The following is a 24,722-nucleotide window of genomic DNA, read 5'->3' as shown; positions in this document are numbered from 1 at the left end:
AATTATTGTTCTTCGTTTGAGTCACTTTTCGCGTCTTCGCGCACATCGAACTCAACATGCCATTTTTGCCCGTTATCAGCGGCAATGGCTTCTAAGTAAAGCGTACCAAGCTCTGTTACGCGAGAAGCTAGGGTAACTGGAACCACTTCACCTTCACGACGACCTTCTGATACAGGCAGCGTTACTTGGATTTCTGGTAGCTCTTCAAGCTCTTCTGGTGCCCAGTAGTCAAGGTGAGTACCTGCTAGGTCGTCACGACGAACGGTTGAGCCGAAGAATTGGAAGTTAACTGGCTGGCCGATGATCAAACCAAACTCTTGGCTTGGTACGTCAACGCTTGAGCCTTCTTCCATACCAAATGGTGCTACACACAGTGCTTCCATTGGAGGTGCCATGCCCGGAATCGCAGGCATCGCACTTTCGATACCCACGTAGTACGCCGAAGCAATACCGCCGCGGATACGAACGCCTTGACCACGACGCACAGAGCCGTAGTAAGCCGCACCGCTAGCAACCGCAAGGTCTAGATCCACACCTGTTAGGCGTTTCGCCATTTCTGCGTCTGCTTCAATTAGCCATTCGTTGATCGTGTCTTCTAGACGAGTGGCTAGAAGTTTTGATTTCAGCACACCACCGTTGAATAGGATTGCTGTTGGCTTGATGAAGTCAGCCGATTGCGCTGCATCCGCGCCAGGCATACCTGGCATGTTTGCAAATGGGTTGAAATCTTGAGCTTGCGCTGATTCACCACCGCTTTGCGCGTGTGCTTGCTTAGACAAGAATGCTGCAATGTGGCGAGTAATACCCGCATCTTGTGCGTAAGGCAGACCCATTTGTGTTAGTGCACCACGGTTACGTTGAACAGGGTGGTCGGTAATCGCAACTTGAGGGAAGAAACCGTCAACTAATGTCTGTTGTACTTCTTCTTGAGTCAGTTCAGTTTTCAGCGTTGCGCCAAGCAGTTTAGAACCGCGGCTTGGTACAACGATTGGCACTGACTGAAGCTCGCTGTCGTTCAATAGCGCTTCTTTAGCATCACGACATGCGTGCGTCATCGCCTGAACTTGCCATGGCTGTAGCTCTTTGCCTTCTTGCGCGAGCTTCATCTTCAAGCGGTACGCAAGTGCAAGGTCCATGTTGTCACCGCCAAGTAGGATGTGTTCACCTACCGCGATACGGTTCAGAGTTAGGTTGCCGTCGTCTTCAGTTACTTCAACCAAAGAAAGGTCAGTTGTACCACCACCGATATCGACCACAAGTACGATGTCGCCAACTTCAACTTCGTCGCGCCATTTGTCGTTGCTGTTATCAATCCAGTTGTAAAGTGCAGCTTGTGGCTCTTCTAGAAGCGTTAGGTGCACAAAACCAACGTTGCGTGCAGCTTCTGCAGTTAGATCACGAGCCGCAGGATCGAAAGAAGCCGGAACCGTAATGGTAACGTCTTGATCGGCAAGGTTGTGATTTGGGTTCGCGTGATTCCAAGCATCTTTTAGGTGCTCTAGGTAAAGCTCTGTCGCGCGAAGAGGGGATACTTTTTCCACTTCTTCAGGGCTACCTGCTGGCAGGAAGGAATCACGACGATTCACACCTGCATGGCAAAGCCAAGATTTCGCACTTGCAACAAGGCGAATCGGTGTTTTTGAACCTAGGTTACGCGCGATAGCACCAACCAGAGCTTTTGGCTCACTCGACCACGGAAGAACGCGTGATTGCGGGTTCATTTCGTGTTCGTGTGGTTGGTATAGGAAAGAGCCTAATTGGCTACGAGTCTCTACCGTACCCGGCGCAGTCAGCTGCGGGATAGGCATTACTTCTACGCGAGCGTCTTCGTCGTGCGTATCAACAAAAGACATGACACAGTGTGTTGTACCTAAGTCGATACCAACACTGAATTTAGGCGTCTGTTGAGTTTCAACAGACGCTTCTTGAGAATGGTTTTCTTGGTTCATATGTTCCATTACAGCTCAACCTCGGCTGGAGCAATCACAGATGCATCGTAGTTTTCAGCCAGTTTAGGCAGGTTCATAGACGTTGCCTTCCAACCTTTGTGAACTAGAGTGCCGTGGAACGGCGCGCTGCCTGTCACGTTACCAGTTAGGCGGATTTCTTGTGGGTTGAAGCCTTCTTCAACCGTAATACGAGTTTCTTCTTCTTCGTTACGAACGTGCGCAAGTGTCACGTAATCGTTCAATACTTTTTGACCGCCAGTGTGAATAACACGAGCCGCAGCGCCTACTTCTTCATCAGAGAACGAAGTTAGGTCTTCTTGTAGGAAGTCGATCAGACGAGCTTCTTGCTGCATGATAGAAAGTAGCTGCATTGCAGAATCAGTAGAAGCTGTTGCGAGTTTCGATTCAACTTCCACCACTTTTTCTACGACTTTCTCAACTTCAACGACTTTTTCTACTTCGACGATCTTCTCAACTGGCTTCTCAACTTCGACGATTTTCTCGACCGGTTTTTCTACGACTTTCTCAACCACTTTTGATTTGCGAGAGACCGCGACTAAAAGAAGCAAAACGCTCGATGCGGTTAGGCCAGCGTGAAGCATATCGAACGTTTGAGGAATTAGGTTCAAATCAATGTTCATGACGTTTTTTCTCTTTCTATTGATTATTGGTGCTCAGTATTGGCTCATATGTGTTCACTAAAACGATCGTCTTTGCGATCTTGCACCAAGTTTAGACATTAAAATGATGACGGATGGTAGCATATTCAAGGCTTAAGGCTGTAATAATTCGTGACTATACCGTACGAACAGCGTGAAAAATCGACGATCGGACTGCCCAGCATAGGTTGTTGCTTGATGTTTGTGCGTTGCTAACGCAGTATTTCAATAGATCCCGAAGTTTAACTTACGGAAGTATCAAAATTACGATATGACACAAAGCACCGCTCACAAGAGCGTTATCAAACGACATTCAGACTCTATTCTAGCTTTTGCAGCGACGTTGTGTGTCACTGCTGGTGTGGTCGGTGCTGCTTATACGATGCAGCAACGGTATACGCAGACGACGTTTGATACTTTAGCTGACCGACAAGCAGAATCACTGAAAGCGAACGTCGAAAATGATTTAAAGTTCATTGGTGCAGGTGCAAACTTTTTTCATTCGATTGAACGCACCTATTGGTCTTCGTTCCCAATGTATGCGGAACAAGTAATCAATAGCTCGCGAAGTCTAATTGGACTTCAATGGATGCAAAAGGTCGAATTCGAAGACCTTGATGAGCATATTTTAAAGACCCGTCAAACATTTCCTGATTTCCAACCGTTTACCGTTCCTAAAGATGGCCCCAAAACCTACGGGTACATTTTTGAACACAAAGAGCCAATTTTTATCGCATCGGATATTTATCCAAGAACACCAGAAAACCTTTCTCTACTAGGTTTCTATTTTTCACGTAAACGCTTCGATCTCATCTTGGATGATATATCCACAAATGGGCGAGCGAATGTCTCGGATAAAGTTCGCTTATTGCAAGATGGGTATGACAAGTCCATTCCTAAAACTGGGCTGCTAGTGTTCCATCCAGTGTTTGACTTCGAGAACCAACATTTATTAGGTGTAGTGACAGGGGTGATTCGAAGTACGGTTTACTTTGAGGATTTGATCACGAAAACCGCGACCGAGCTAGATATGTCGGTGCGCGTAGAAGATTTAGGCTTTGACGCAGCAGATGACCCCGTTCTCTTCCAAAGTTCAAACTGGGACAACATTCGAGGAACGGTTATAAGCCGTACCATTCAACTGCCTAATCGTGAGTGGCGGATTGATTTTAAACTTTCTGATGCCGTCTCTGCTTGGGAGCGTTCTATTTTAGCGGGCACGACATTAGCCGGGTTGGTAATCGCCTTTTTGATTAGTTGGATTGTGAATTTACAGTCACGAGAAAAAGAGCGCTTGGCGGTCATGTTAGAGCTTAAAACCGTCGAATTAAAAAGGATGGCTGAGCGTGACCCTCTAACTCAGTTACTCAATCGCCGAGCGTTTAACGATCACTTGCTTAGCCAGATAAATAAAGGTGTTAGCTTCGCATTGGTTGGTTTTGATATCGACCACTTCAAAGTTATCAATGACAAGCATGGTCATTTAGGGGGAGATGAAGCATTGCAGCATGTGACTAAGCTAGTCAGTGCGAATCTAAAACCTGGAGACCGATTTTATCGTGCTGGTGGTGATGAGTTCTGTATTATTTCTAAAGTCATTGATAAAGAAGCACTGGAAGCTTATCTGGAAAAGTTGCGGAGCATCGTGGCAAGTACGGCTTTTGACTATGGCGATGCTTCAATCATTTGCACGTTAAGTATCGGCGCGGCTGTCCATAAAGATGAAGATCCTGAAAGCTTGTATCACAAAATGGATAATCAACTTTATTTGAGTAAAAAAAACGGTCGTAATAATGTGTCGATTGGCGATTAAATGGGCGCGCAAATTCGAGTTTTACACCGTGTTACGGTAGAATCCCACGCTTTAAAATTTTATGTTAGGAATCAAGACAAACTATGAACCATAACCGTATTGTATGCTTCGATTTAGAAATGTGTTGCTGGAACGAAAATGGTGTCGGCAGCACGGGTGAAATTATCGAAGTTGGGTTGGCTGAAATAGATTTGTCTAGAGGCGAGATAGTCAAGCGAGCTCAATACTACGTAAAACCTGAACATGATGAAGTTTCGCTGTTTTGTGCCGAGCTAACAGGTATTACGCCGCGTAAAATTGAAAAACAAGGACGCCCATTAGAAGAAGTGCTTAAATCCATGGTTAAGAACTTTGGTGGTCGAAACAAGATTTATGCATCATGGGGCCGAGATGACCTCATCCTGCTTGAAGAGTGTAAGCAAAAAGGTATTGAAGCGCCATTTACGGAGTTCATCAACTTAGCGACGCTTTATCGCATTCAAAATCGTCTTAAGGATAAGCGTATTGGTCACCGAGCCGCTCAAGAAGCAAAAGGCATTGATTGGGAAGGGCGCCAACATTCTGGTTATGTGGATGCGTACAATTTAGCTAAGCTCGCTCTGACTATGCTTTAATGGTCCGCTATAGATAGGCAAACTTGTAATCAAATCGTCATTCAACCATTGTCGTTTTGTCATGGAATCTGTTTAGTGTTGAGTTCGTCAAACACATTCATATCTTGACCAGTATTTTAATAACAATGTCGTTGGCTTATCGAAAAAACGCGCGTAATGCGCGTTTTTTTGTGGCTATAGAACTCAATCTTCGCCATCATTTCACGGTAGACTTGAAATAGCTTGCGCGACTTACATGTTTACCTTGTTTCCTTACTGAGATTGCAACTTTGCTCGAATGAACTCACTGTGATCAACGTAGAGTAGTTCTGCTGTTTTGCGGATCACTGCATCTTCTAGTGGATCAATTTCGCCATCGGCATACGCCACTTCCCACATGCTTTTGATTAAGTTGTAGCGTGTTTCTTGAGTCAATTCTCTCAGTTGAGAAGTAAAATCGTACAGAGACGCGGAGTCTTTTATTTTCTGTTGCGCTTGATCTAACAAAGCATTTGATTCTTCTTCATTTAATGACAGAAGCTTCATTAATAATGAACGCTTTGTTTCTTGCTCTTTATCATCGACGTTATGGTCTGCGCCAGATACTTCACACAGCAAACACGCGATAGCCATATTCGGAGAGAGTGTGTTGGTTTGGCTTAAATCAGAGCCTTCAATGAGCTGTTTAAATAATGAGGTAAGAGAGTTAAACATATTGAACACCGAGCTATTGTTTATTTGGTTAACATGGTCATAAATACGGTAGATCTCAAGGTGTGGTATCAAATTTAGCACGCCGTTGACAGTCAAGAGCTTTGCTCATCTACCCAAATCCCTCGTACTTTTAAGTTCAGCCAAAATGACTTGCCTTCAAGAAAGGGCAAGTCATTTTGGGAGCGAGATTTAGCCTTCTGCACGAGTTGGTGGAAAATGTACCTCTTCACCATCGCTCGTTAGAATGCTAATTTGGCTCGGCTTTCCTTCGTCATCAAGACGCAGCTCACCAATGGCGCTGTGGTTAACTAAGCGATAAAAATTGTGCGAACTTGGTGCGCGTTTGTAGATCTTTAGCCGCTTACGTTTTGTGAACCAGTTTAAAGGCGAACGAGGGCTATATAGAAGCCTATCTAGACCATCACAAATATTGAGCAATTGGGTTGGGAACTGATTTTTAATCCCGCTACAGGTGATTTGATAGATATTCGGACTATTTTTTCGGTAGCGAAGTTTAATGTCGTATGCAAAAGAGTAGTGCACGTCGCCAGAGAGAATAACGAAATTGGTCGGCGTCTTAGTATGTGTAAAAATACTAATAAGCGTATTCGCACTTCCGGGGTGCGCCATCCAGTTTTCAGCATCGACCATCAATGGTTTACCAAGCATCGTCACTACTCGCTGCAGTGCTTCGATAAACTTCACTCCGAACATTGGCGCGGCAGAAACAATGATAACTTTGTCTTGATGAACAAGTTCTTGGTGGAACTCAATCATTGCTTCCCAGTCCATTAACCCAGAGGGCTTGTTCATTTTAGACTCAGAACGCCAGCGTCTGGTTCGCGTATCTAGCACGACAACTTTTGGCGTCGTCGGAATGGTGTAATGCCAATTCTCAAAGCGATACAAATATTGAATAAATGCATCTTGAGTTTGTGAGGAACCCTCGTTGAAAAAGCGTTGAGCGATACTCATAAACTCATCATTGAATTTTTCTGGCGCGTTTCCCCACCCTTGGCAGAGCCAGTAGGCAATCAGGCTGTTCCCGATAATACGTTTCGCAAAGACGTTGCTGTACGCGGCTTGTTCCCAGCCTATGGTAAGGTTCCAATCGTCGGTGACATCGTGATCATCAAAGATCATGTAGGTTGGAATGTGAGCGAGTAAGCGTTGAACCTTGTCCAGACCTGCGACGAATTTATCAATTTGAACTTTTTCTTCGCGCCATTGCTGTTGCCATTTGGGTTCGAGAGTTGCTCCGCCGACAGTAAACTCATTTTCTAATAAGCGATCTGTCCGAATAAGCTTCCATAAGGTCGGAGACCAAACCAATAAGTACATTGCAAAGCATTCGGCAAAGCTTATTAGATGGTTTTCACACTCTTTGGCGCTGAATATTGGCGTCCCTCTGTGCGGGAAAAACGTACTCAGTAAACTGCCATCATTCACATAATGAGGCAACAATTTGTCCCGACCATAATAACAAGCTGAGTGCTGGTAGAGGGCATTGGTATTTTTTATCGGCGCTTGCTCGAATTCTTCGCCCGGTAAACCGAGTAGGGCAATGACTTGTTCGATGGCGTCCAGAGTAGGGCCTGCAACATGGTCTGCGTAGATTTGGTCACCACTCATGATGAGCATATCTGGTCTTTCTTCGATGGTTTGAGATGCGATTTTATGATCCGCAGCGACCAATGTATCTTTACTGAAGTGGTGGGGATTCCGGCACGAGCCATGCAGAACATAATCTGCTTTTTCGCTGATTAGGAACTCAACGCCCAAATTTGGACAGTTATCTCGTTCATAAGTCAGATGAGGAAGCAGTTCCGTTACTGAGCCGTGTTGCGTTTGTATTTGATAGCGTAACGTTTGATGGGTCGGAAACTCGCCCTTTAATTGCAACAAACAGCACCACGCATTGAGACCGATTTGAAGCTGTTCTTTTTGCTCACTTAAGGGGGCTTGATGAATGACGGAGGCGTTTTCATCCGTAATTTGCACCATACCCTCCAAGCGTTGGGTGGTGACTAGCCAAATATTGATTTCAGTTGCGGTCACTTTGCGCAAAATCGGACCTGCAACGATAAGAGGAAGTGAAGATGTTTCAGTCGTGTTCATCAATGCTGGCAAAACGGCTCCTTATGTGTCAGCTTCTTCTTCTAATATTTCGATAACTTGTGAACTGCTAAGTTCATGTCCCATAAGGAATAAACCTAGCATGGCATCGGCTTTTGACGCGTTATCACTGTCTTCATCCAAAATCTGCTGAAGTCGCGTTCTGATTAGATCTATTTCGTGCTCGACGAAGCCGCGTCCCTCTTCGTCTCCCTGACCATCTTCTGGAGCATTATCAAAGTGCAAAAATAACATGTCACCATCAAGTTGAGTCCCTATCAACCTTTCAGGCAGCCATGCTTCTCCCATCACAATGTCTGGGTCCGTGTCTGCGGGTATATGATTCAAGGTAGAGATAAGTTCTGATGCTTTCACTTTTTACTTCATTATGTTTGATTTGGAACTAAGCTAGAGTTTTAAGAGCTTGTTACGATAGTAAAAATATTCACAAATAAGCTCATCTAGTCGTGCAATATTAATATAATCTTGGGACTCAAACTGTCACGAGGATGACAACATTTGTCATTGTAACGGCTATCATCAGAAGAACATAAGCTTTAAATGGCAAATCATTGATGTTTGCCTGCTTCTCAACCAACATTTTTCGAACTCATGAAGAGATTAATTCTAACAACACTCACTTTGCCTTTAGCTGCGATGGCTTCTTCTGCGTATGGTGTAGAAGAGCAAACGTGGGGAATTGCAGCGATGTATCGCACTGCATCGATCCCGTTTTATACCGCCGATAATGACTCGACGGTGAGTACATTTGTACCAATGATGTTCTTTGAAAACGAGCATTTGTATATCAATGGCATTGAAGGCGGCGTTTTTCTGTATGACGAGAGTGATTCTGATTGGCGCGCGAGTGCGATCATGCGATTGAGATTTGTTGATATTCCCATGTCGCTACAAAATGCCAATGAAGGGGACAGAGTCGACTTTGGTGGTCAAGTTCGTTATAGCATTAACGACAACTGGCGCGCAGAAGTAGAACTAATGACGGACGATGAACTCCAGTTTCACTCTAATTATCGCCTTGCCGCTAATTATGCGTTTGGTGATTGGGAGTTAGAGCCATCTATCACGATTCGATACAAAGACGCTGACTTCAACAGTGAATATTATGCGTTTAAAGATGTTACTGGGGAAAGAATTGGAGCAGGACTTGATGCCAACCTCGGCATCAAAGCGCGTTATCATGTGACTTCCAACTTGTATTTATTGGGGGAGACGAGTGTCACTCGCTTAGATGATAATGCCTACAACAGCCTGCTTGTAGAGGACCGATATCAAGGTGAAGTGTTTGTCGGTTTTGGCTTTTTCAACGATAAAGGCAAAGCTCCGAAATCAACACTGAGCAATAAACCATACCTACGTATCGCGCATGGTTGGGCAACGCCTTCAAATATTGGTGAAATATTTAGCTTTGAGAGAGAAAAAGACCCATACGACAATCAACTTACTTCATTGTTTTATGGGCACCCGCTAACGGACGAGTTGTTTGGTTTTCCTCTTGATATTTATTTAACGCCAGGTTTGGTTCATCACTGGTCGTCCAGTGTTCAGTCCGCGAGCACAGAATACGTGATGGCGATTAAGGCTTATTATACCGTTAATTGGCCAACGACTTGGCGATTTGGTGTTGCGGAAGGTATGTCATACGTCGACAACATTACCTACATCGAAGGAACCGAAATGGAAGACAAGGGTTATACACCAAGTAAGCTACTGAACTACTTAGACTTCTCGTTTGATGTAAATATAGGTGACTTATTCAACCAAAAAAACTGGGAAAATATGTGGGTGGGTTATTCATTGCATCACCGCTCAGCAATTTTCGAAAGTGCGTCCCAGTTTGGGCGCATTAAAGGCGGGAGCAACTACAATACCATTTACTTCCAGTTCGAGTTTTAGAGCATCGTAAGATGCATATAGGTCGGATTTGCAACTGACTTCTTTATCGCCCATTATGAGTAATGATGAATAATACAATGCTGCTTTCAACGCGAACCTTCGTGTATCGTGCCAAAGTTAAGGCTGTTTGTGATGCATCTGATGAATCGGATGGCATGAGCACCATGAGTATCGACTCCTCATTCAATATTCAAATTGAGGCGATAAACTGTACCAACGATGAATTTGCCAAGCGCTTTTTTGTCGTCCACGGGGAAGGACATTTAGAGAGTGATGAATGGTTAGTGTTGTACGTCAATTCTCTTGAGGTTGACGTTGGAGACGATCTCGAAATTCCGAGTGATGTCGCGTTTGATGCGATGATTGAGAATATGATAAACGAAGCTGAGCAGTCTTTGGAAAAGCTCTATCACGAAGCGCTACACAACTTAGAGAAAGTGAATCGCTCTGGGAGAAATAAGATAACTTCTAAACACTATTAGGGTATTTTGATCGACAAGGGATTGGCGCGAACCAATCCCTTGTTATTTGTATTCTACTTGTTCTTGAACTTAGGCTAATTTACGCTATCGCTGCAAGTTGGCTCTGCGCTTCAGAAATGCCTTTCGCAGCGAAATCTTCACCCATGTTTAGCGCTTCCGCATAAACAAATTCCACATCAGTGATACCAACGAAAGCTAGCACGGTACGCAGGTATGGTGTGACGTTGTCAGTTGGTGAATCTTTATGGATACCACCGCGAGTCGTGATGACAATCGCTTTCTTACCTTCGATCAGGCCTTGAACGCCGTTTTCAGTGTATTTGAATGTCACGCCAGCACGAGCAATCAAATCAATCCAGTTTTTAAGCTGAGTTGGAATTGTAAAGTTATACATTGGTGCGGCAATAACCAAAGTGTCTGCGGCTTTTACTTCTTCAATAAGGGTATCCGACAGTTCGACAACCGCTTGTTGTTCTTGTGAAAGATCTTCCGTTGCGCGAAGTGCAGTGGCAACGGCGAAGTCCAAAACTGGTAATGGGTTGGCAGCCAAATCACGAACAGTTAGCTTGTCTTGGTCCACATTTTTGATGAAGTCTTCAATCAGTTTGTTTGATTGAGAGTAGTCGCCAAGGATGCTTGATTTTAGAGCTAGTACACGAGACATAATGGTTATTCCTTAAATAAGTGCTTTTGACTATGGGAGCCATTATAAGCGAGGCACGTTGGTTAAAAAGTATAGGGATTCGCTGAACATGTTCGAAAAATTTGAATGTGGTTTCGGTTATCTTGTTGCAGATCTTGTGTGATACAATCCGCGCAGTTTTTGTAATGAAAAGAATAGGAAACGCTTTGACTTCGTCACAGCCCCCAAAAAAGAATCCCGCTGAAGAGCAAGCGACACCGTCAAATGGTGTGCAAAAGGCGACAGCGAAACAAGATAAAGCACCTCAGGCTCAAGTGAATAGCGCGGCGTCTCTACGCAAAGCGTTAAGCCAGTGCATGATGCGTGACCGCTTCCGTTTAAGTAAACGCATTTCTGGTGCGAGCAAAATTAAGAAAGACGCAGCACGTAATGCTGTGTTTGATGAAATTGCACTCGACATTGCCAAATCAATGATGGTTGCGGAACAACGCAGCAACTACAAACCAACGATTGAATACCCAGAAATTCTGCCCGTCAGCCAAAAGCGTGACGACATCGCTAAAGCGATTGAAGAAAACCAAGTGGTTATCGTCGCGGGTGAAACCGGTTCAGGTAAAACCACTCAGTTGCCAAAGATCTGTGCAGAACTTGGTCGTGGCAAATTCGGTTTGATTGGTCATACTCAGCCTCGTCGTCTTGCGGCGCGCTCGGTTGCGAACCGTATTGCTGAAGAGATGGAAACCAAGCTTGGTGAGTTTGTTGGTTACAAGGTTCGATTCAACGATCAGATCTCTGAAAATACCCAAATCAAATTGATGACGGACGGTATCTTGTTGGCTGAAATTCAGCATGACCGTTTCTTGAATCAATACGACACCATTATTATCGATGAAGCGCACGAGCGCAGCCTTAACATCGATTTCATCTTGGGTTACTTGAAAGAGTTGCTACCACGCCGTCCTGATTTGAAAGTAATTATCACGTCGGCAACCATCGACCCAGAGCGTTTTTCAAAACACTTCAACAATGCACCAATTATTGAAGTGTCAGGTCGTACTTACCCAGTAGAAACCCGTTACCGCCCACTAAGCGGTGATGACGACAATGATCGTGACCAACTTGAAGGCATCTTCGAAGCGGTAGACGAATTGTGCGATGAAGGTTTAGGTGACATCCTGATCTTCATGAACGGTGAGCGTGAAATTCGTGATACCGCAGATGCATTGTCCAAACGTAATCTGAAGAGCACGGAAATTGTGCCGCTTTACGCGCGTTTGTCGGCGGGCGAGCAGAACAAGATTTTCCAACCTCATGCTGGTCGCCGAATTGTACTGGCAACCAACGTGGCAGAAACCTCGCTAACCGTTCCGGGCATCAAGTATGTTATCGACCCGGGCACGGCGCGCATAAGCCGCTACAGTTACCGAACTAAGGTTCAGCGTCTTCCAATTGAGCCGGTTTCTCAGGCGAGTGCGAACCAACGTAAAGGTCGTTGTGGTCGTGTGGAAGAGGGTATCTGTATCCGTCTGTACTCAGAGGAAGATTTTGAGTCGCGCCCAGAGTTTACCGATCCCGAGATCCTGCGTACCAACCTAGCATCAGTTATCTTACAGATGACGGCACTTGGCTTGGGCGACATTCAAGCTTTCCCATTTGTGGAAGCACCAGATAAACGTAATATCCAAGACGGCGTACGTTTGCTGGAAGAGCTTGGTGCGATTAACTCTGAGGTAAAAGACCCGAAAAAACGCTTGACTTCCATCGGTCGCCAATTAGCTCGTTTGCCAATCGACCCACGCTTGGCGCGTATGGTTTTGGAAGCGCCAAAATATGGTGCGCTTAAAGAAGTGATGATCATTGCAGCGGCCTTGTCGATTCAAGATCCACGCGAGCGTCCTTCAGACAAACAACAATCATCAGATGATAAGCACCGTCGTTTCTTCCATGAAGAGTCGGACTTCCTGACGTTTGTGAATTTGTGGGAATACATCCAAAAGCAGCAAAAAGCGTTGTCTAGCAACCAGTTCCGCAAGCAGTGTAAGCAAGATTATTTGAACTACTTGCGCGTTCGCGAGTGGCAAGACGTGTACTTCCAAATTCATCAGTCGATGCGTGAAATGGAATTCAAACTTAACGATGAGCCTGCGTCGTACCATGGTGTACACAGTGCGATCTTGGTTGGTTTGCTGTCGCACATCGGTATGAAAGACCAAGAAAAGAATGAATATCAAGGCGCGCGCAACGCTCGTTTCCACATCTTCCCTGCATCGGGTCTATTTAAGAAACAACCTAAGTGGATAATGTCAGCCGAGTTGGTGGAAACCTCGAAACTTTGGGGCCGTATCATTGCCAAGATTCAGCCGGAATGGATTGAGCCATTAGCCAAACACCTTATCAAGCGCAGTTACAGCGAACCGCATTGGTCGAAGAAACGTGCGGCGGTGATGGCGCACGAAAAAGTCATGCTTTACGGCGTGCCAATCGTACCGAAACGTTTGGTGAACTACGGCAGTATCGATTCGACCGTTAGCCGAGAAATCTTTATTCGTAGTGCATTGGTTGAAGGTGAGTGGGAAACCAAACACGCGTTCTTTAAACAAAACCGTAAGCTTCTGCAAGAAGTGGAAGAGCTTGAACACAAATCTCGTCGTCGTGACATCTTGGTGGATGATGATGAGCTGTTTGATTTCTATGACCAACGTGTTGGTACCGAAGTAGTGTCTGGTAAACATTTCGATACGTGGTGGAAAAAAGCATCGAAAGAAGATCCTGAACTGCTGAACTTTGAAAAAGAGATGCTGTTCAAGGGCGATGCTAGCCATGTGACCGATTTGGATTACCCGAACTTCTGGCATCAAAATGGTTTGAAGCTCAAGTTGAGTTACCAATTTGAACCGGGCGATGATAGTGACGGTGTCACAGTGCATTTGCCGTTGCCGATTTTAAACCAAGTTGAGCCAGCGGGCTTTGACTGGCAGATCCCTGGTCTGCGTCATGAGCTTATTGTTAGTTTGATTAAATCGCTGCCGAAGACGATTCGTAAGAACTTTGTGCCTGCGCCGAACTATGCAGATGCATTCTTAGCACGTGTAACACCAATGGAAGCACCGCTGCTAGACTCGCTAGAAAAAGAACTGCGCCGTATGACGGGTGTAGAAGTATTGCGTGAAGACTGGAACTTGGAACAGGTGCCTGAGCACTTGAAAGTCACGTTCCGAGCGGTTGATCATCGAAATCGCAAACTGAAGGAACATAAAGACCTTCACGAATTGAAAGAGAGCTTGAAAGACAAAGTTCAAGAAACGCTTTCCAAAGTGGCAGATGACGATATTGAACAGCAAGGTCTGCATACGTGGAGCTTCGGTGAATTGCCGAAAGTGTATCAACAAAAACGTGGTGGCTACGATGTAAAAGCGTATCCAGCACTTGTTGATAGCAAAGACAGCGTTGAAATCAAACTCTACGAAACGGAGTACGAGCAGATAACGGCAATGCGTGCTGGTCAGCGTCGTTTGATTTTGTTGAATGTGCCGTCTCCAATTAAATATTTGCACGCTAACTTACCGAACAAATCGAAGTTGGGTTTGTATTTTAACCCTTACGGCAAAGTGCTTGATCTGATTGATGACTGTATCGCCTGTGGTGTCGATAAGCTTATCGAAGAGCAGGGGGGCTTAGTTTGGGAGCCCGAGAAGTTCGAAGCGTTGAAAGAACACGTTCGTGCTGAACTGGGTGATACCGTTGTAGAGATCGCTCAACAGGTTGAGACTATTCTGACAACGGCGTTCAGCATCAATAAGAAGCTCAAAGGCAAAATCGACTTCACAATGGCGTTTGCTCTGTCGGATATCAAAGCACAAATTGAAGGCTTGATCTTCAAAGGTTTTGCGACGGAATGCGGCTGGAAACGCTTGCCGGATATTCTTCGCTACATGCGTGCGATAGAGCGTCGTATGGAGAAGTTGCCAATCGATCCAAACAAAGATCGTTTACACATGCTGAAGATTGAATCTGTGACTCAAGACTATAAAGAGTTGCTGAACAAGATCCCGAAAGGTGTGGCCATTCCTGAAAACGTAAAGGAAGTGCGTTGGATGATTGAAGAGCTTCGCGTGAGTTACTTTGCTCAACAATTAGGCACTCCTTATCCTGTTTCTGATAAACGAGTCAAAAACGCGATTGATGCTTGCTAATCAACCAGTAAAATAGCGTCAGATTTGTAATTATCGCGTATGAGGTTACTGGTACACTAATTGCTAGTAACTCAATAAGCGTTATTTTTTAGTTCTGGGAGGCAATGGTTCGCCTCCCTTTATTTGTAGTACCAACGACTGAGTTATGCAGACGTGGGAATAATAAAGAGTAAAGGTAGATGATGAAAAAAACTCTATTAGCAGTGGCGCTACTTGGCGCATCTTCTGCGGCAATGGCAGATTCTTGGATTTACGGTGGTGCAACAGTAGGTCAGTCTGACTACAAAGGTGAGACGGATACATCATACTCTGTTCACGTTGGTACAGGCATCCTACCTATCATTGGTATTGAAGCTGGTGTAACGCAACACGGTGAATTTAACGTAAATGGTCAAGACACTAAGCTAACGTCTTACTACGCAGCACTTAAGCCAAGCATCGACTTTGGTCCACTGCATGTGTATGCAAAAGGTGGTTTCCACCAGTGGGACAAAGAAGTGAAAGGCGGTAAAGACGATGACGATTTGGATCTAATGTACGGTGTAGGTGCTGAGTACTTCATTTTTGGCCCGATGTCTGTTGGTGCTAGCTACATGAACTACACGGCGGGTAAAGACGATATCGGCACGTTCTCTGTTAACGCAACACTGCATTTCCTATAAGCGTCTAGCTTTCTAACACCCATATGAAAAACACCGACATAAAGTCGGTGTTTTTTGTCTGGAAGTCACAAAACAAAAGTTGAACATAAATTATTCACTTTTGGATCTTAAAATGCTCATGCTTTCCAATATATAGTGGCGATTAAATGCGCATGTTTGCGTAATGTTTCGCTTAGGAATCGCTCAGGAAGGGATAGTATGAAAAAAACACTCTCGTTATTAACTCTAACGTTGTGCTCCACATCAGCAATGGCTGACTCATGGATTTACGCTGGCGGTCAAATCGGTCAATCTGATATCGATAGCGAAAACGATACAACCTACGGTATTCATGTAGGTACTGGTATTTTGCCATTCATTGGCATTGAAGCAGGTTACTTTGACCACGGCAAGGTGGATTTATCACTGAGTGGCAGCAGGGGTAGTGCTGATTTTGATTCATTCTATTTAGCAGCGAAACCAAGCATCGACTTTGGGCCGCTTCATGTCTATGCCAAAGGTGGCATCAATGCATTCAATGTTGATTATGACGGCGGACTGAGAAATTTAGATAAAGATGATGGTGTCTCCTACATGTATGGTGTCGGTGCCGAATACTTCTTGCTCGATAATGTTTCTATTGGGGCAAGCTATCAAGCGTTTGGCGTGGATATTGACAGCGATAGTGACACCGTGAGCAGTGTGACGGGGAATATTACCTTCCATTTCCTATAATACTCAATCTATATGAAAACTTTACTGACATGGTTTCATCGCTAGCTTTGAAACCAAGTCAGTGTTACTTATCTCAATTTACGCGTCCATCAATGATAAAGCCACAGAGCGCAAGTATTTCCAGTGCTTTTCGAACGATCAAATTACGATAAAATCAATCGTTAGACCTCATAATTTTTGTGTTGATATTACTTTGTTCTCATCTGCCTTTAACTGAGCCAAAAATGCAATAAATGGCGATTTTTTGCAAAAATATGTGATTACTGCTAAACTTCGCCCCGCTTTAAAACTTTAGAGTTCAAATTAATGGAGGGCGGTATTGGAGTTCTTCTCACCTGAGGGGCGTTTCAAATTCACGTTAAATTTGTATTTATGGATAATGCATTTAAAAAATATAGTATCGACACAACAGACTATCAGGTTGGACAGGACAACGTTCAAAAGTGGGGATTCGACATACATAACCCCGTTTTTGGCATCAGTGCGGGTCTCGTTGTTTTTTGTCTAATTTCACTTCTTCTTGTTGAGCCAACCACTGCTCGTGATGTATTAAACGGTCTGAAAAACGGAATTATAGAACAGTTTGATGCGTTCTTTATGTGGTCGACAAACTTCTTCTTATTATTCGCTGTTGCTCTTCTTTTTTCTCCGCTGGGTAAAATCCGCTTAGGTGGCAAAGAAGCAACGCCGGATCACTCAACCGTTTCTTGGTTGTCGATGCTCTTTGCAGCTGGTATGGGTATTGGCCTTCTGTTCTGGAGTGTGGCGGAGCCGACTGCGTACTTCACTGATTGGTGGGGAATGCCACTGAACGCAGTGCCATACACCGAAGAAGCGAAATCTCTCGCGATGGGTGCAACCATGTTCCACTGGGGTGTGCATGGTTGGAGTATTTACGCACTCGTTGCACTAGCACTTGCGTTTTTTGCTTTTAACAAAGGTTTACCGCTTTCATTGCGCGCGGCGTTTTATCCAATTTTTGGTGACCGAGCATGGGGTTGGTTAGGACATGTTATCGACATTCTTGCCGTTTTATCCACGCTGTTTGGTCTTGCAACGTCGCTGGGTCTCGGTGCTCAGCAGGCGACCAGTGGTATTAACCATGTCTTTGGTCTAGAAGGCGGCATTGGTACACAAATGATTGTGATCACCTTTGTTACCTTTATCGCGGTGCTATCAGTAATTCGTGGTATTGATGGTGGTGTTAAGCTACTGAGTAACGTCAATATGGTGGTTGCGTTTGCCCTGCTTATTTTCATTACCTTTATCACGTTTGATACGGCGTGGGGTTCGCTACGCGACACAACAATGGCTTACATTGAAAATATTATTCCGTTGAGCAACCCCCACGGTCGTGAAGATGAAACTTGGATGCACGGCTGGACGGTATTCTACTGGGCTTGGTGGGTATCTTGGTCACCGTTTGTTGGTATGTTTATCGCGCGTGTGTCTAAAGGTCGTACGGTTCGAGAATTCCTGTTCGCAGTGATCGTTATTCCTACTGTCGTTACCTTGATTTGGATGTCTGTATTCGGTGGTATCGCGCTTGACCAAGTGGTGAATAAAGTGGGGGAGCTAGGTGCAAATGGTCTAACTGATATTTCACTGACTCTGTTCCATGTTTACGATGCGCTACCGTATAGCTCAGTGATTTCAATGCTTTCTATCGTGCTGATTCTGGTGTTCTTTATTACATCATCAGACTCTGGCTCACTGGTTATCGATAGTATCACTGCGGGCGGTAAGATTGATGCACCAATTCCACAGCGTATTTTCTGGGCTTGTATTGAAGGTGCAATTGCAGCCGTTATGCTTTGGGTTGGTGGCAAAGAAGCCTTGCAAGCATTGCAGTCAGGCGTGGTTGCAACGGGATTACCGTTTACCTTTGTTCTGTTGTTGATGTGTGTAAGCTTGGTTAAAGGGTTAAGAACCGAACTGTCAGCTTACAAATAAACACTATCCACTATTGAATTTAAATGCCGAGCCTAATGCGCTCGGCATTTTTTATTTCTACTTTTCTTTTTCAATAATTCCGTTACAGTTTGGGCTTATTCCCACCTCATTTAACAGCATTATGTCACTGGCTAAACTCATTCTTATTCGTGGACTTCCAGGTTCAGGTAAAACAACCTTAGCAAAGCAATTGGCGATAGAGCTTGGTGCTAAGCATTTTGAAGCTGACATGTATTTTGAAAATGATGAAGGTGATTATCACTTTAATCCAACTGAGTTACCCCAAGCGCATGAATGGTGTTTTCAGCAAACTCGAAAGTGGTTGAACAAAGGGAAAGTCGTGATTGTGAGTAATACGTTTGTTCGTCACTGGGAGATGAAGCGTTACTTGGACTATTGCGTGAAGAAGCGCATTGAGGTGGAAGTTAAGGTGTGTCGCGGAGCGTATCAAAGCATTCATGATGTGCCACCAGCGACCATCGAAAAGATGCGACGCCAGTGGCAAGAGTGACCGTTACGAGAATCGAGAAACTACTGGCCTCGTCCATCAATCATCACAACGAATGTTTTACTCATGATTGAAAGGTCCATTGAAATCCAAGAGTAGAACGAACCTAAGCTTAGTGCGTAACTGTGGTCAAAACCAACTTTACGTCTTACATCTTCAATGCATGCATCATAGCCTTGGTTTACTTGCGCTAGGCCTGTAATTCCTGGTAATACGCCATATGTGCGTTCTACAAAATAAGGGATTTCATCTTCCAACTTTTGGTAGAAAGCAGGGCGCTCTGGACGTGGCCCGATCATGGACATTTCACCTCTCAACACATTAAACAGCTGTGGTAACTCATCTAAACGCGTCTTACGTAAAAAACGTCCTACTGGTGTGATTCGAGGATCATTTTCGGTTGCCCAAACTGCACCGGAGCGTTGCTCCGCATCAATATACATGGTGCGAAACTTCATGATTTGAAAAAGATCCATTTTTTCTGGTGTACAGCGCCCAACACGCAGTTGACGATAGATCACTGGGCCTTTTGATGTGATTTTTATAGCTAGCGCGATAAATGGGAATAGTGGTGCAGTGACGAGCAAAATAAACATTGCAACCAGTACATCAAACGTTCTTTTCGCGTGGCATACATTTGAATCGTAGCGTGAGTTTTTCATGATGCTTTCCTTATTGGTTGACGCGTTTCCAACGTCCATTTTCCATTCCTAGCAAATACTTCATACCGCCGATGAAATTGGCGAGATGACCAATGACGATGTAGCTAATCAGTTTAAAAGGTTTGACTGTGTTAAGTGCAGGCACCAAGTAAGTGACAAGTGCGATACCATAAACACAGGCTTGAGCGAGCAGCATTACTTGAAAAAGCGGGTTGTGTGCCAGTAGTAGTGAACAAACCAAGCAAACAATCATCAAATAGGGTGTTGCTAAGCGCAGAACCTTTCCCGATAGAAATGCAAAGGCAGTGCCACGATAGCGAGGTAGCAGTAATTTCTTTAATTGCATGAGCTGCTGCATGTTACCCGCTGAAATTCTTAGGCGTCGCTTGAAGTCTGCGTCGTCTGAGCTTTGTTCGAGTTCAAGAGCTAGCATGTTAGGTTCGTAGATAGCGTTATAGCCTCGCAAAACGATTCTCATAGGGAGAATAAAATCGTCATTGATGGTGCTGACTTCAAGTGGTTCAAATAGGTGGGTTCTGAATGTATAAAACGCACCGTGAGAACCAATCGTTGAACCCAGCAAGGATTCTTGGTGCTTCACTCGAGACTGGTATTGCCAGTACGCTGCTTCACCTTGGTTATCGGTACTCATTATTTGATATGTCGCGTTAACCACTCCAACCTTCTCATTTTGATAATGCTGACTAGCTAGCAACAGAGAATCGCAAGAAATCAATGCCGATGTATCACTCAGTGCGGTAATGTCCGAGCTAACATGACGCATTTCTTCGTTGAGTAGGGCAACTTTACCGCGATTGACTTGGTGGTCATTAATGATGAACAGTGTATCGGAGCAGATTGCTTCTTGAATCGTCGCTTGAGCAATCTCGGCTGTGTTATCTGTGCAGCCATCACATGCGATCACCACTTTCAATTTATCTCTTGGGTAATCTAAGCTCGCAAGGTTGCGGATCTTTTCTGCTATCCACTGTTCTTCATTGTAGGCGGGCACGATGACAGTAACAGATGGTAACTGACTGTCTGTTTGAGAGGCTTTGTAAGCCCGCTCTACAAATGGTGCTGTGGTTTTTTGCTGTTTTAAAGGAAGCCATTTAAGTAGCAATGGATAACCAACATGATGATAGACAATCAAAAATGCGGATAAACCAAAACCTGTAATCCAAAGTAAATCATTCATAGCTAGCCTCCTTGGCCAAACGTGAGTAGCGACTCACCATGTCTCTGATATCAAAATGTTTGAGAATAAAAGTTCGAGGAGAACCATGGGTTGATTTCAATTGCTGCGACAAAGCTTCCGCCAAAGAGAACACTCGGTTGGCTTCAACCAATGTGCTGTTAATCGGGCAGAGCGTCTCTTTCACGCCACCAACATCGGTTGCGACACAAGGAATGTCACATGCTTGAGCTTCTAGTGTTGAGAGGGGGAAACCCTCTTGAAGCGACGGTAAACAAAATAAATCGAGGCTTTGGTAAAAACTGGGCATATCGTCGACCAAGCCTAAAAAGGTAACGCGATCCTCAAGTTTTAACGTTCTAACTTGTGCTTCCAATTGAGCTCGCTGAGAACCATCTCCAGCAATGGCTAGGTGTGTGTTTGGCGTAAGATGAGAGAAGGCTTCGATAAGCACTTTATGGCCTTTAACAGCTTCTAAACGTCCAGCTACTCCAATTACGGTTTTGTTGGCTGGAAGCCCAAACAAGTTTCTCTTGGTTGCTTGATTACCGCTTTGAAATTTCTGGCAATCGATTCCATTATGTATGGTGCAGACTTTGCGGTAATTCAGTTTTGTCTGGATTTGTTCGGCGACAAAGTTCGCATCGGCAACCACATGTGGACGAATCATTTTTAGCAGTAGGGACTGCAGTCGAGCTGACTTTCTGTTATTCAGATGCCAGGCATCGTGCTCAGTATGGATAATTACTGGCACCTGCGCTAAGCGTGCCGCAATCCCACCATATAATAGTGGACCGATATGGTGAGTGTGGACCACATCAGGCTTAAGTCCTTTGAGCATGGAAGTCAGCGTACTGATGGTTGTCCCGCTGAATCCAGGTTTCTTATTGAGAAAGTGCAGTTGGCCTTGGTAGGCCGAGAGTTTTGACCAGCATTGCAGTGCTTGCGCTTTGCTTCCCTCTAAACTTACGACAAACACGGAATGATTCGGTTGCGCAAAACGAAGCATCTCTAATACGAGCGTTTCCAAACCGCCAGGAGCTAAGTGCTGCACGACGTGTAATATCACTTTTTTATTGCGTTGAGTGCTATTTTGTTTTTGTCTGAATTCCATTCTCAAACCCTCGTTGAGTTCTTTGTTTCTTTAGGAATTGCAGACTGCGTGCCAATAAATTAAGTGTTTAAAAACATGAGGTTAATGGCAATGCATATGAAGGGCGATGTTTATTCTCAATTTGAGATTCATATTAGTGGAAACCGTATGCGGAGTTAGAATAAGCACCAAAAGAAAAGCACTCGCTGAACGAGTGCTTGTAATGGAGTGTTAACGGCTGTTAGCTTCCGTATACCACTTTAGGTAGGGTGGTGATCACAGGAACGCCAAGATGCTTTTCTAATGCTCTTTTAGAGCGGATAGAGTTATCGGCTAACTCAAGTATCGTCGCTAATCCAATGCCCAAACCCGCGCCACCGATAAACCCTAAAATGACAAACACAAAACTAGGTAAGTTAGACGGAATGGTTGGTGTGAAAGGTTCATCAATGATTTTCACGCGTTTATTCTCTTCAAATACGCCAAGTGAACCAGTTAATTGAGCCATTTCATAACGCTCCACAAGGTCATCATACATTTCTCTTTTTACCGCTACATCACGAGCTAGGCGGTTGATTTCTGTTGCTGTGCTACCAAATCGATGCGCATTACTTTCTAACTCTTGAATCATTGTGCGTAAGCTATTTGTTTCTTCTGTGAGGGCTTCAAAGCGTCCGCGCATAATTTGCAGTTGGTGAAGCTGAGAGACCAGAAGAGGCTGAGCTTCTCCAAGACTGTTTACGGTGGTATTGCTTGCGATATCCCAAAGTTGGGCGCTGTTTAATTCCGGTTGTTTAGAGTTCAATAGTACTGAGCGCTCTTGCTCCAAGCGGTTTAACTCTCGTAGCTTGCCTTGAACCATGCTATGCGCCTCAGTGTACTTGGCGCGAAGCAAAGTGAGCTCACTACGAATGTCGATGATTTGTTCTTCAAGCTTACCGATAACCGGGTTGGTTTTAGAAAGTTGTTGGTCCAAACTACCTAGGCTTCGGGTAACACCAGCAAGCTCCGCTTCTTTTTCTGCCAAGGTTTGTTTAAGGCTTGCCAGACGAGTCAGGCTTTGTGCTTGCATTTCAGGCGTCGCGTGAGAGTAAGTATTCTTGTATTCCGCGAACGCTTGCTCTGCTTTATCCAGCTCTTCTCTGCGTTTATTAATATGGATGGTTAAAAAGTGACTTGAATCTTTAATTGAAGATCGTTCAGGAGCTAAAAGCTGTTCGACAAAATGTTCGCTGACGGAGAGTAACATCGACTCCATGCCATTCGGTTTGCCACTTCGTAGTTGGATTTGAATGAAGTCCTTACCAAGCTGCTGAACAGACAAACGCGACGCGAGATCTTTAATGATGAACTCTTGCTCTTTGGCACTCATTTCGTCACTAATCAGCGCTTGTTCTTTGGCAACTGAGTACAAAACATGTCGGCTTTTAAGCAAGGTACTGAGTGCGCTCAATCGATCTTTCAGCATGGTTGAGACGGCAAGATCTTGAAGGAATGGGTTCATTTTCGCTGTCTCTTGGATAAGCATACTTGTATGAGCGACATAAGTCGTCGGAACCAGTTTACTTACGATGAAACCCAGCACAGGCAATACAAGCATAGGAATAACGATCATGTAGCGACGTCTCCAAGCACCATGTAACAGTACGCTGAGGTTTTCTCTTAAATCGTTCATAGCGCCCTCACTAATTTATCAACTTGGTTGGCTCTTGCTTCCCAGCTTTGCTGTTGAACAAATGACTTTGAATCTGTCGGTGGCGGTAGGAGGTGATCGAGACTGGCACGCACGTCTTCGACATCTTGAACCACATGGAGCATATGTTTGTAGGGCATTAATGCGGGAAAGGGTGTGCTGATAACAGGGGTTCCTGTTGCCAAGTACTCAAGAAGTTTAAGCGGATTACATGCCTTGATTTGAGCGTTATCAACAAAGGGCAACCAACTGGCATCCCAGTGTTGAGAGTAACGTGGCAGAGTGTGATGCGCTCTCGGGCCCAGGTAGTATATGTTGCTTCTTTGTGGAAGTGGATTGTCACTGAACTCGTTGGGGCCGATGAACACGAGATCCCAGTCAGGCGCTTGGTCTGCGACTTGGGCAATTAAGTCGTAGTCTAACCATTCAGACAAACTGCCATAAAAGCCCAGCACTTTGCGACCATTATTAGGTAAATCTTCAGCCTTAGGTGCTGGCTCAGAAAACAGGCTAAAGTCGACACCGTGAGGTAAAGTGACGGTTTTACCAGATGGAAATTGAGTGGCGAGTTTGTCACTTGCTGTAAAAATCACATCAGCCGCGTTAACCAGTGTACGTTCATGCTTGGCAACCGTGTCGTGGTCAACACCAGCTAAAGCGCTAAAGTCATCGCCACAATAGTAAATTAGCCCACGTGAATTCATTTCCGCACAAACATCTGCGGCCGTCGGGAGCGATGTCCAAAATATAGGCTTATCAAAACCAAGAACGTGTAATTTTTTATTGAGCTGGTATTTCATCATCTTAGCCGCTACTTTTCTTGCCAGCGCAGAACTTGGAGCAGGAATAGTGAGTAGGTTAATGGTGTGAATATTTGGGTTTATTGCAGACTCTAACGTTGGCTTATGCGATCCAGCGTTATTAAATACACGAGTGAGCTTGTTTAACGCACGTTGCATGTCTTTAGTGGTCAGCCTAGGTTGACGAAGACCGATTGAGTTAACCCAAAGGATGCGGTGGCTCGTTGCTAGTCGTTTGACAATGTGTTGAGTGGAGGAGGGTAACCCGCCAAAATCTTCTCCAAATACTACGATGTCTGTCATGTGGCTCTCCTTGAGTCTTTGTTATTTGATTACTAATCAAGAGAGTAATCACAATACGTGC

20 protein-coding genes are annotated in these 24,722 nt (G+C 44.7%); 9 read left to right on the top strand and 11 right to left on the bottom strand.

Going from position 1 to position 24,722, the window contains the following annotated elements:
• Window positions 1-2: 2 nt before the first annotated feature.
• Together L3V27_RS09465 and L3V27_RS09460 are read right to left on the bottom strand one after the other, a co-directional pair.
• Window positions 3-1,958 (bottom strand): Hsp70 family protein, encoded by a 1,956-nt coding sequence (locus L3V27_RS09465; RefSeq protein ID WP_225461651.1) that lies wholly within the window; start codon window positions 1,956-1,958, stop codon window positions 3-5.
• Complete coding sequence (locus tag L3V27_RS09460) at window positions 1,958-2,590, bottom strand: DUF2760 domain-containing protein (protein ID WP_006741562.1); 633 nt, start codon at window positions 2,588-2,590, stop codon at window positions 1,958-1,960. Before L3V27_RS09460 ends, L3V27_RS09465 begins: the two co-directional genes overlap by 1 nt.
• Before the next feature lie 289 nt (window positions 2,591-2,879).
• Here L3V27_RS09460 and L3V27_RS09455 point away from each other — a divergent pair, with 289 nt between their 5' ends.
• Entirely contained in the window at window positions 2,880-4,421 is a 1,542-nt protein-coding gene (locus L3V27_RS09455) for a sensor domain-containing diguanylate cyclase (protein ID WP_031780387.1), read from the top strand.
• 83 nt (window positions 4,422-4,504) lie between these two features.
• Entirely contained in the window at window positions 4,505-5,035 is a 531-nt protein-coding gene (locus L3V27_RS09450) for a 3'-5' exonuclease (RefSeq protein ID WP_005394213.1), read from the top strand.
• A gap of 252 nt (window positions 5,036-5,287) precedes the next feature.
• Here the strand turns inward: L3V27_RS09450 and L3V27_RS09445 are convergent, their stop codons facing one another.
• The 3 genes from L3V27_RS09445 to L3V27_RS09435 all read right to left on the bottom strand — a co-directional run bounded on the left by L3V27_RS09445 (window position 5,288) and on the right by L3V27_RS09435 (window position 8,218).
• A complete protein-coding gene (locus L3V27_RS09445) occupies window positions 5,288-5,728 on the bottom strand; it encodes a TerB family tellurite resistance protein (RefSeq protein ID WP_046875238.1) in 441 nt (146 codons plus the stop codon).
• A 189-nt stretch (window positions 5,729-5,917) separates the two neighbouring features.
• Window positions 5,918-7,858 carry an alkaline phosphatase D family protein gene (locus L3V27_RS09440; RefSeq protein WP_193447101.1) on the bottom strand — a complete coding sequence of 647 codons (1,941 nt, stop codon included), beginning with the start codon at window positions 7,856-7,858 and terminating at the stop codon, window positions 5,918-5,920.
• Window positions 7,859-7,867: 9 nt separating this feature from the next.
• Window positions 7,868-8,218: a hypothetical protein gene (locus L3V27_RS09435; protein ID WP_182036576.1), complete on the bottom strand. Its 351-nt coding sequence runs from the start codon at window positions 8,216-8,218 to the stop codon at window positions 7,868-7,870.
• Between the two features lie 237 nt (window positions 8,219-8,455).
• Here L3V27_RS09435 and L3V27_RS09430 point away from each other — a divergent pair, with 237 nt between their 5' ends.
• Both L3V27_RS09430 and L3V27_RS09425 read left to right on the top strand, forming a co-directional pair.
• The gene (locus L3V27_RS09430) at window positions 8,456-9,760 is read left to right on the top strand and encodes a MipA/OmpV family protein (protein WP_047008808.1); all 1,305 of its coding nucleotides are present in this window, start codon (window positions 8,456-8,458) and stop codon (window positions 9,758-9,760) included.
• Between the two features lie 65 nt (window positions 9,761-9,825).
• On the top strand, window positions 9,826-10,242 hold the full coding sequence (locus tag L3V27_RS09425; RefSeq protein WP_237311696.1) for a hypothetical protein: 417 nt from the start codon (window positions 9,826-9,828) through the stop codon (window positions 10,240-10,242).
• A 79-nt stretch (window positions 10,243-10,321) separates the two neighbouring features.
• Here the strand turns inward: L3V27_RS09425 and L3V27_RS09420 are convergent, their stop codons facing one another.
• On the bottom strand, window positions 10,322-10,906 hold the full coding sequence (locus L3V27_RS09420) for an FMN-dependent NADH-azoreductase (protein WP_237311694.1): 585 nt from the start codon (window positions 10,904-10,906) through the stop codon (window positions 10,322-10,324).
• Between the two features lie 185 nt (window positions 10,907-11,091).
• On the opposite strand from L3V27_RS09420, the gene hrpA reads away from it, so the two are divergent.
• From hrpA to L3V27_RS09395, 5 genes are all read left to right on the top strand, one after another.
• Window positions 11,092-15,078, top strand: a complete 3,987-nt coding sequence (gene hrpA, locus L3V27_RS09415; protein WP_237311692.1) for an ATP-dependent RNA helicase HrpA — start codon at window positions 11,092-11,094, stop codon at window positions 15,076-15,078.
• A gap of 182 nt (window positions 15,079-15,260) precedes the next feature.
• Window positions 15,261-15,740 carry an outer membrane beta-barrel protein gene (locus L3V27_RS09410; RefSeq protein WP_005394221.1) on the top strand — a complete coding sequence of 160 codons (480 nt, stop codon included), beginning with the start codon at window positions 15,261-15,263 and terminating at the stop codon, window positions 15,738-15,740.
• A gap of 198 nt (window positions 15,741-15,938) precedes the next feature.
• Complete coding sequence (locus L3V27_RS09405; RefSeq protein ID WP_237311690.1) at window positions 15,939-16,454, top strand: outer membrane beta-barrel protein; 516 nt, start codon at window positions 15,939-15,941, stop codon at window positions 16,452-16,454.
• Between the two features lie 372 nt (window positions 16,455-16,826).
• Window positions 16,827-18,407 carry a BCCT family transporter gene (locus L3V27_RS09400; RefSeq protein ID WP_005394224.1) on the top strand — a complete coding sequence of 527 codons (1,581 nt, stop codon included), beginning with the start codon at window positions 16,827-16,829 and terminating at the stop codon, window positions 18,405-18,407.
• Window positions 18,408-18,528: 121 nt separating this feature from the next.
• Complete coding sequence (locus L3V27_RS09395) at window positions 18,529-18,918, top strand: ATP-binding protein (RefSeq protein WP_005394226.1); 390 nt, start codon at window positions 18,529-18,531, stop codon at window positions 18,916-18,918.
• A 20-nt stretch (window positions 18,919-18,938) separates the two neighbouring features.
• Here L3V27_RS09395 and L3V27_RS09390 read toward each other — a convergent pair whose 3' ends face one another.
• The 5 genes from L3V27_RS09390 to L3V27_RS09370 form a co-directional block, all read right to left on the bottom strand.
• The gene (locus L3V27_RS09390; protein WP_005394228.1) at window positions 18,939-19,577 is read right to left on the bottom strand and encodes a sugar transferase; all 639 of its coding nucleotides are present in this window, start codon (window positions 19,575-19,577) and stop codon (window positions 18,939-18,941) included.
• A gap of 10 nt (window positions 19,578-19,587) precedes the next feature.
• Entirely contained in the window at window positions 19,588-20,775 is a 1,188-nt protein-coding gene (locus tag L3V27_RS09385; protein ID WP_237311688.1) for a glycosyltransferase family 2 protein, read from the bottom strand.
• On the bottom strand, window positions 20,768-21,886 hold the full coding sequence (locus L3V27_RS09380) for a glycosyltransferase (protein WP_048626362.1): 1,119 nt from the start codon (window positions 21,884-21,886) through the stop codon (window positions 20,768-20,770). The genes L3V27_RS09385 and L3V27_RS09380 overlap by 8 nt, the downstream gene beginning before the upstream one ends.
• 220 nt (window positions 21,887-22,106) lie before the next feature.
• Complete coding sequence (locus L3V27_RS09375) at window positions 22,107-23,540, bottom strand: chain-length determining protein (protein ID WP_006742947.1); 1,434 nt, start codon at window positions 23,538-23,540, stop codon at window positions 22,107-22,109.
• On the bottom strand, window positions 23,537-24,661 hold the full coding sequence (locus L3V27_RS09370) for a glycosyltransferase (protein ID WP_005394237.1): 1,125 nt from the start codon (window positions 24,659-24,661) through the stop codon (window positions 23,537-23,539). Before L3V27_RS09370 ends, L3V27_RS09375 begins: the two co-directional genes overlap by 4 nt.
• Window positions 24,662-24,722 lie beyond the last annotated feature (61 nt).

This window comes from Vibrio sp. J2-3(2022), from assembly GCF_021725735.1.
GTDB classification, from domain to species: Bacteria; Pseudomonadota; Gammaproteobacteria; order Enterobacterales; family Vibrionaceae; genus Vibrio; species Vibrio diabolicus.
Note: the sequence above shows the minus strand (reverse complement) of the source record. Positions and strands in the feature narration are given on the sequence as shown.

Bases quoted from the DNA above. Each gene is read 5' to 3' on its own strand.
- L3V27_RS09395 (WP_005394226.1), top strand. From the start codon at position 18,529: ATGTCACTGGCTAAACTCATTCTTATTCGTGGACTTCCAGGTTCAGGT.
- L3V27_RS09445 (WP_046875238.1), bottom strand. From the start codon at position 5,728: ATGTTTAACTCTCTTACCTCATTATTTAAACAGCTCATTGAAGGCTCT.
- L3V27_RS09420 (WP_237311694.1), bottom strand. From the start codon at position 10,906: ATGTCTCGTGTACTAGCTCTAAAATCAAGCATCCTTGGCGACTACTCT.
- L3V27_RS09430 (WP_047008808.1), top strand. From the start codon at position 8,456: ATGAAGAGATTAATTCTAACAACACTCACTTTGCCTTTAGCTGCGATG.
- L3V27_RS09390 (WP_005394228.1), bottom strand. From the start codon at position 19,577: ATGAAAAACTCACGCTACGATTCAAATGTATGCCACGCGAAAAGAACG.
- L3V27_RS09375 (WP_006742947.1), bottom strand. From the start codon at position 23,540: ATGAACGATTTAAGAGAAAACCTCAGCGTACTGTTACATGGTGCTTGG.
- L3V27_RS09405 (WP_237311690.1), top strand. From the start codon at position 15,939: ATGAAAAAAACACTCTCGTTATTAACTCTAACGTTGTGCTCCACATCA.
- L3V27_RS09400 (WP_005394224.1), top strand. From the start codon at position 16,827: ATGGATAATGCATTTAAAAAATATAGTATCGACACAACAGACTATCAG.
- L3V27_RS09370 (WP_005394237.1), bottom strand. From the start codon at position 24,661: ATGACAGACATCGTAGTATTTGGAGAAGATTTTGGCGGGTTACCCTCC.
- L3V27_RS09460 (WP_006741562.1), bottom strand. From the start codon at position 2,590: ATGAACATTGATTTGAACCTAATTCCTCAAACGTTCGATATGCTTCAC.
- L3V27_RS09385 (WP_237311688.1), bottom strand. From the start codon at position 20,775: ATGAATGATTTACTTTGGATTACAGGTTTTGGTTTATCCGCATTTTTG.
- L3V27_RS09380 (WP_048626362.1), bottom strand. From the start codon at position 21,886: ATGGAATTCAGACAAAAACAAAATAGCACTCAACGCAATAAAAAAGTG.
- L3V27_RS09450 (WP_005394213.1), top strand. From the start codon at position 4,505: ATGAACCATAACCGTATTGTATGCTTCGATTTAGAAATGTGTTGCTGG.
- L3V27_RS09465 (WP_225461651.1), bottom strand. From the start codon at position 1,958: ATGGAACATATGAACCAAGAAAACCATTCTCAAGAAGCGTCTGTTGAA.
- L3V27_RS09425 (WP_237311696.1), top strand. From the start codon at position 9,826: ATGAATAATACAATGCTGCTTTCAACGCGAACCTTCGTGTATCGTGCC.
- L3V27_RS09455 (WP_031780387.1), top strand. From the start codon at position 2,880: ATGACACAAAGCACCGCTCACAAGAGCGTTATCAAACGACATTCAGAC.
- L3V27_RS09410 (WP_005394221.1), top strand. From the start codon at position 15,261: ATGAAAAAAACTCTATTAGCAGTGGCGCTACTTGGCGCATCTTCTGCG.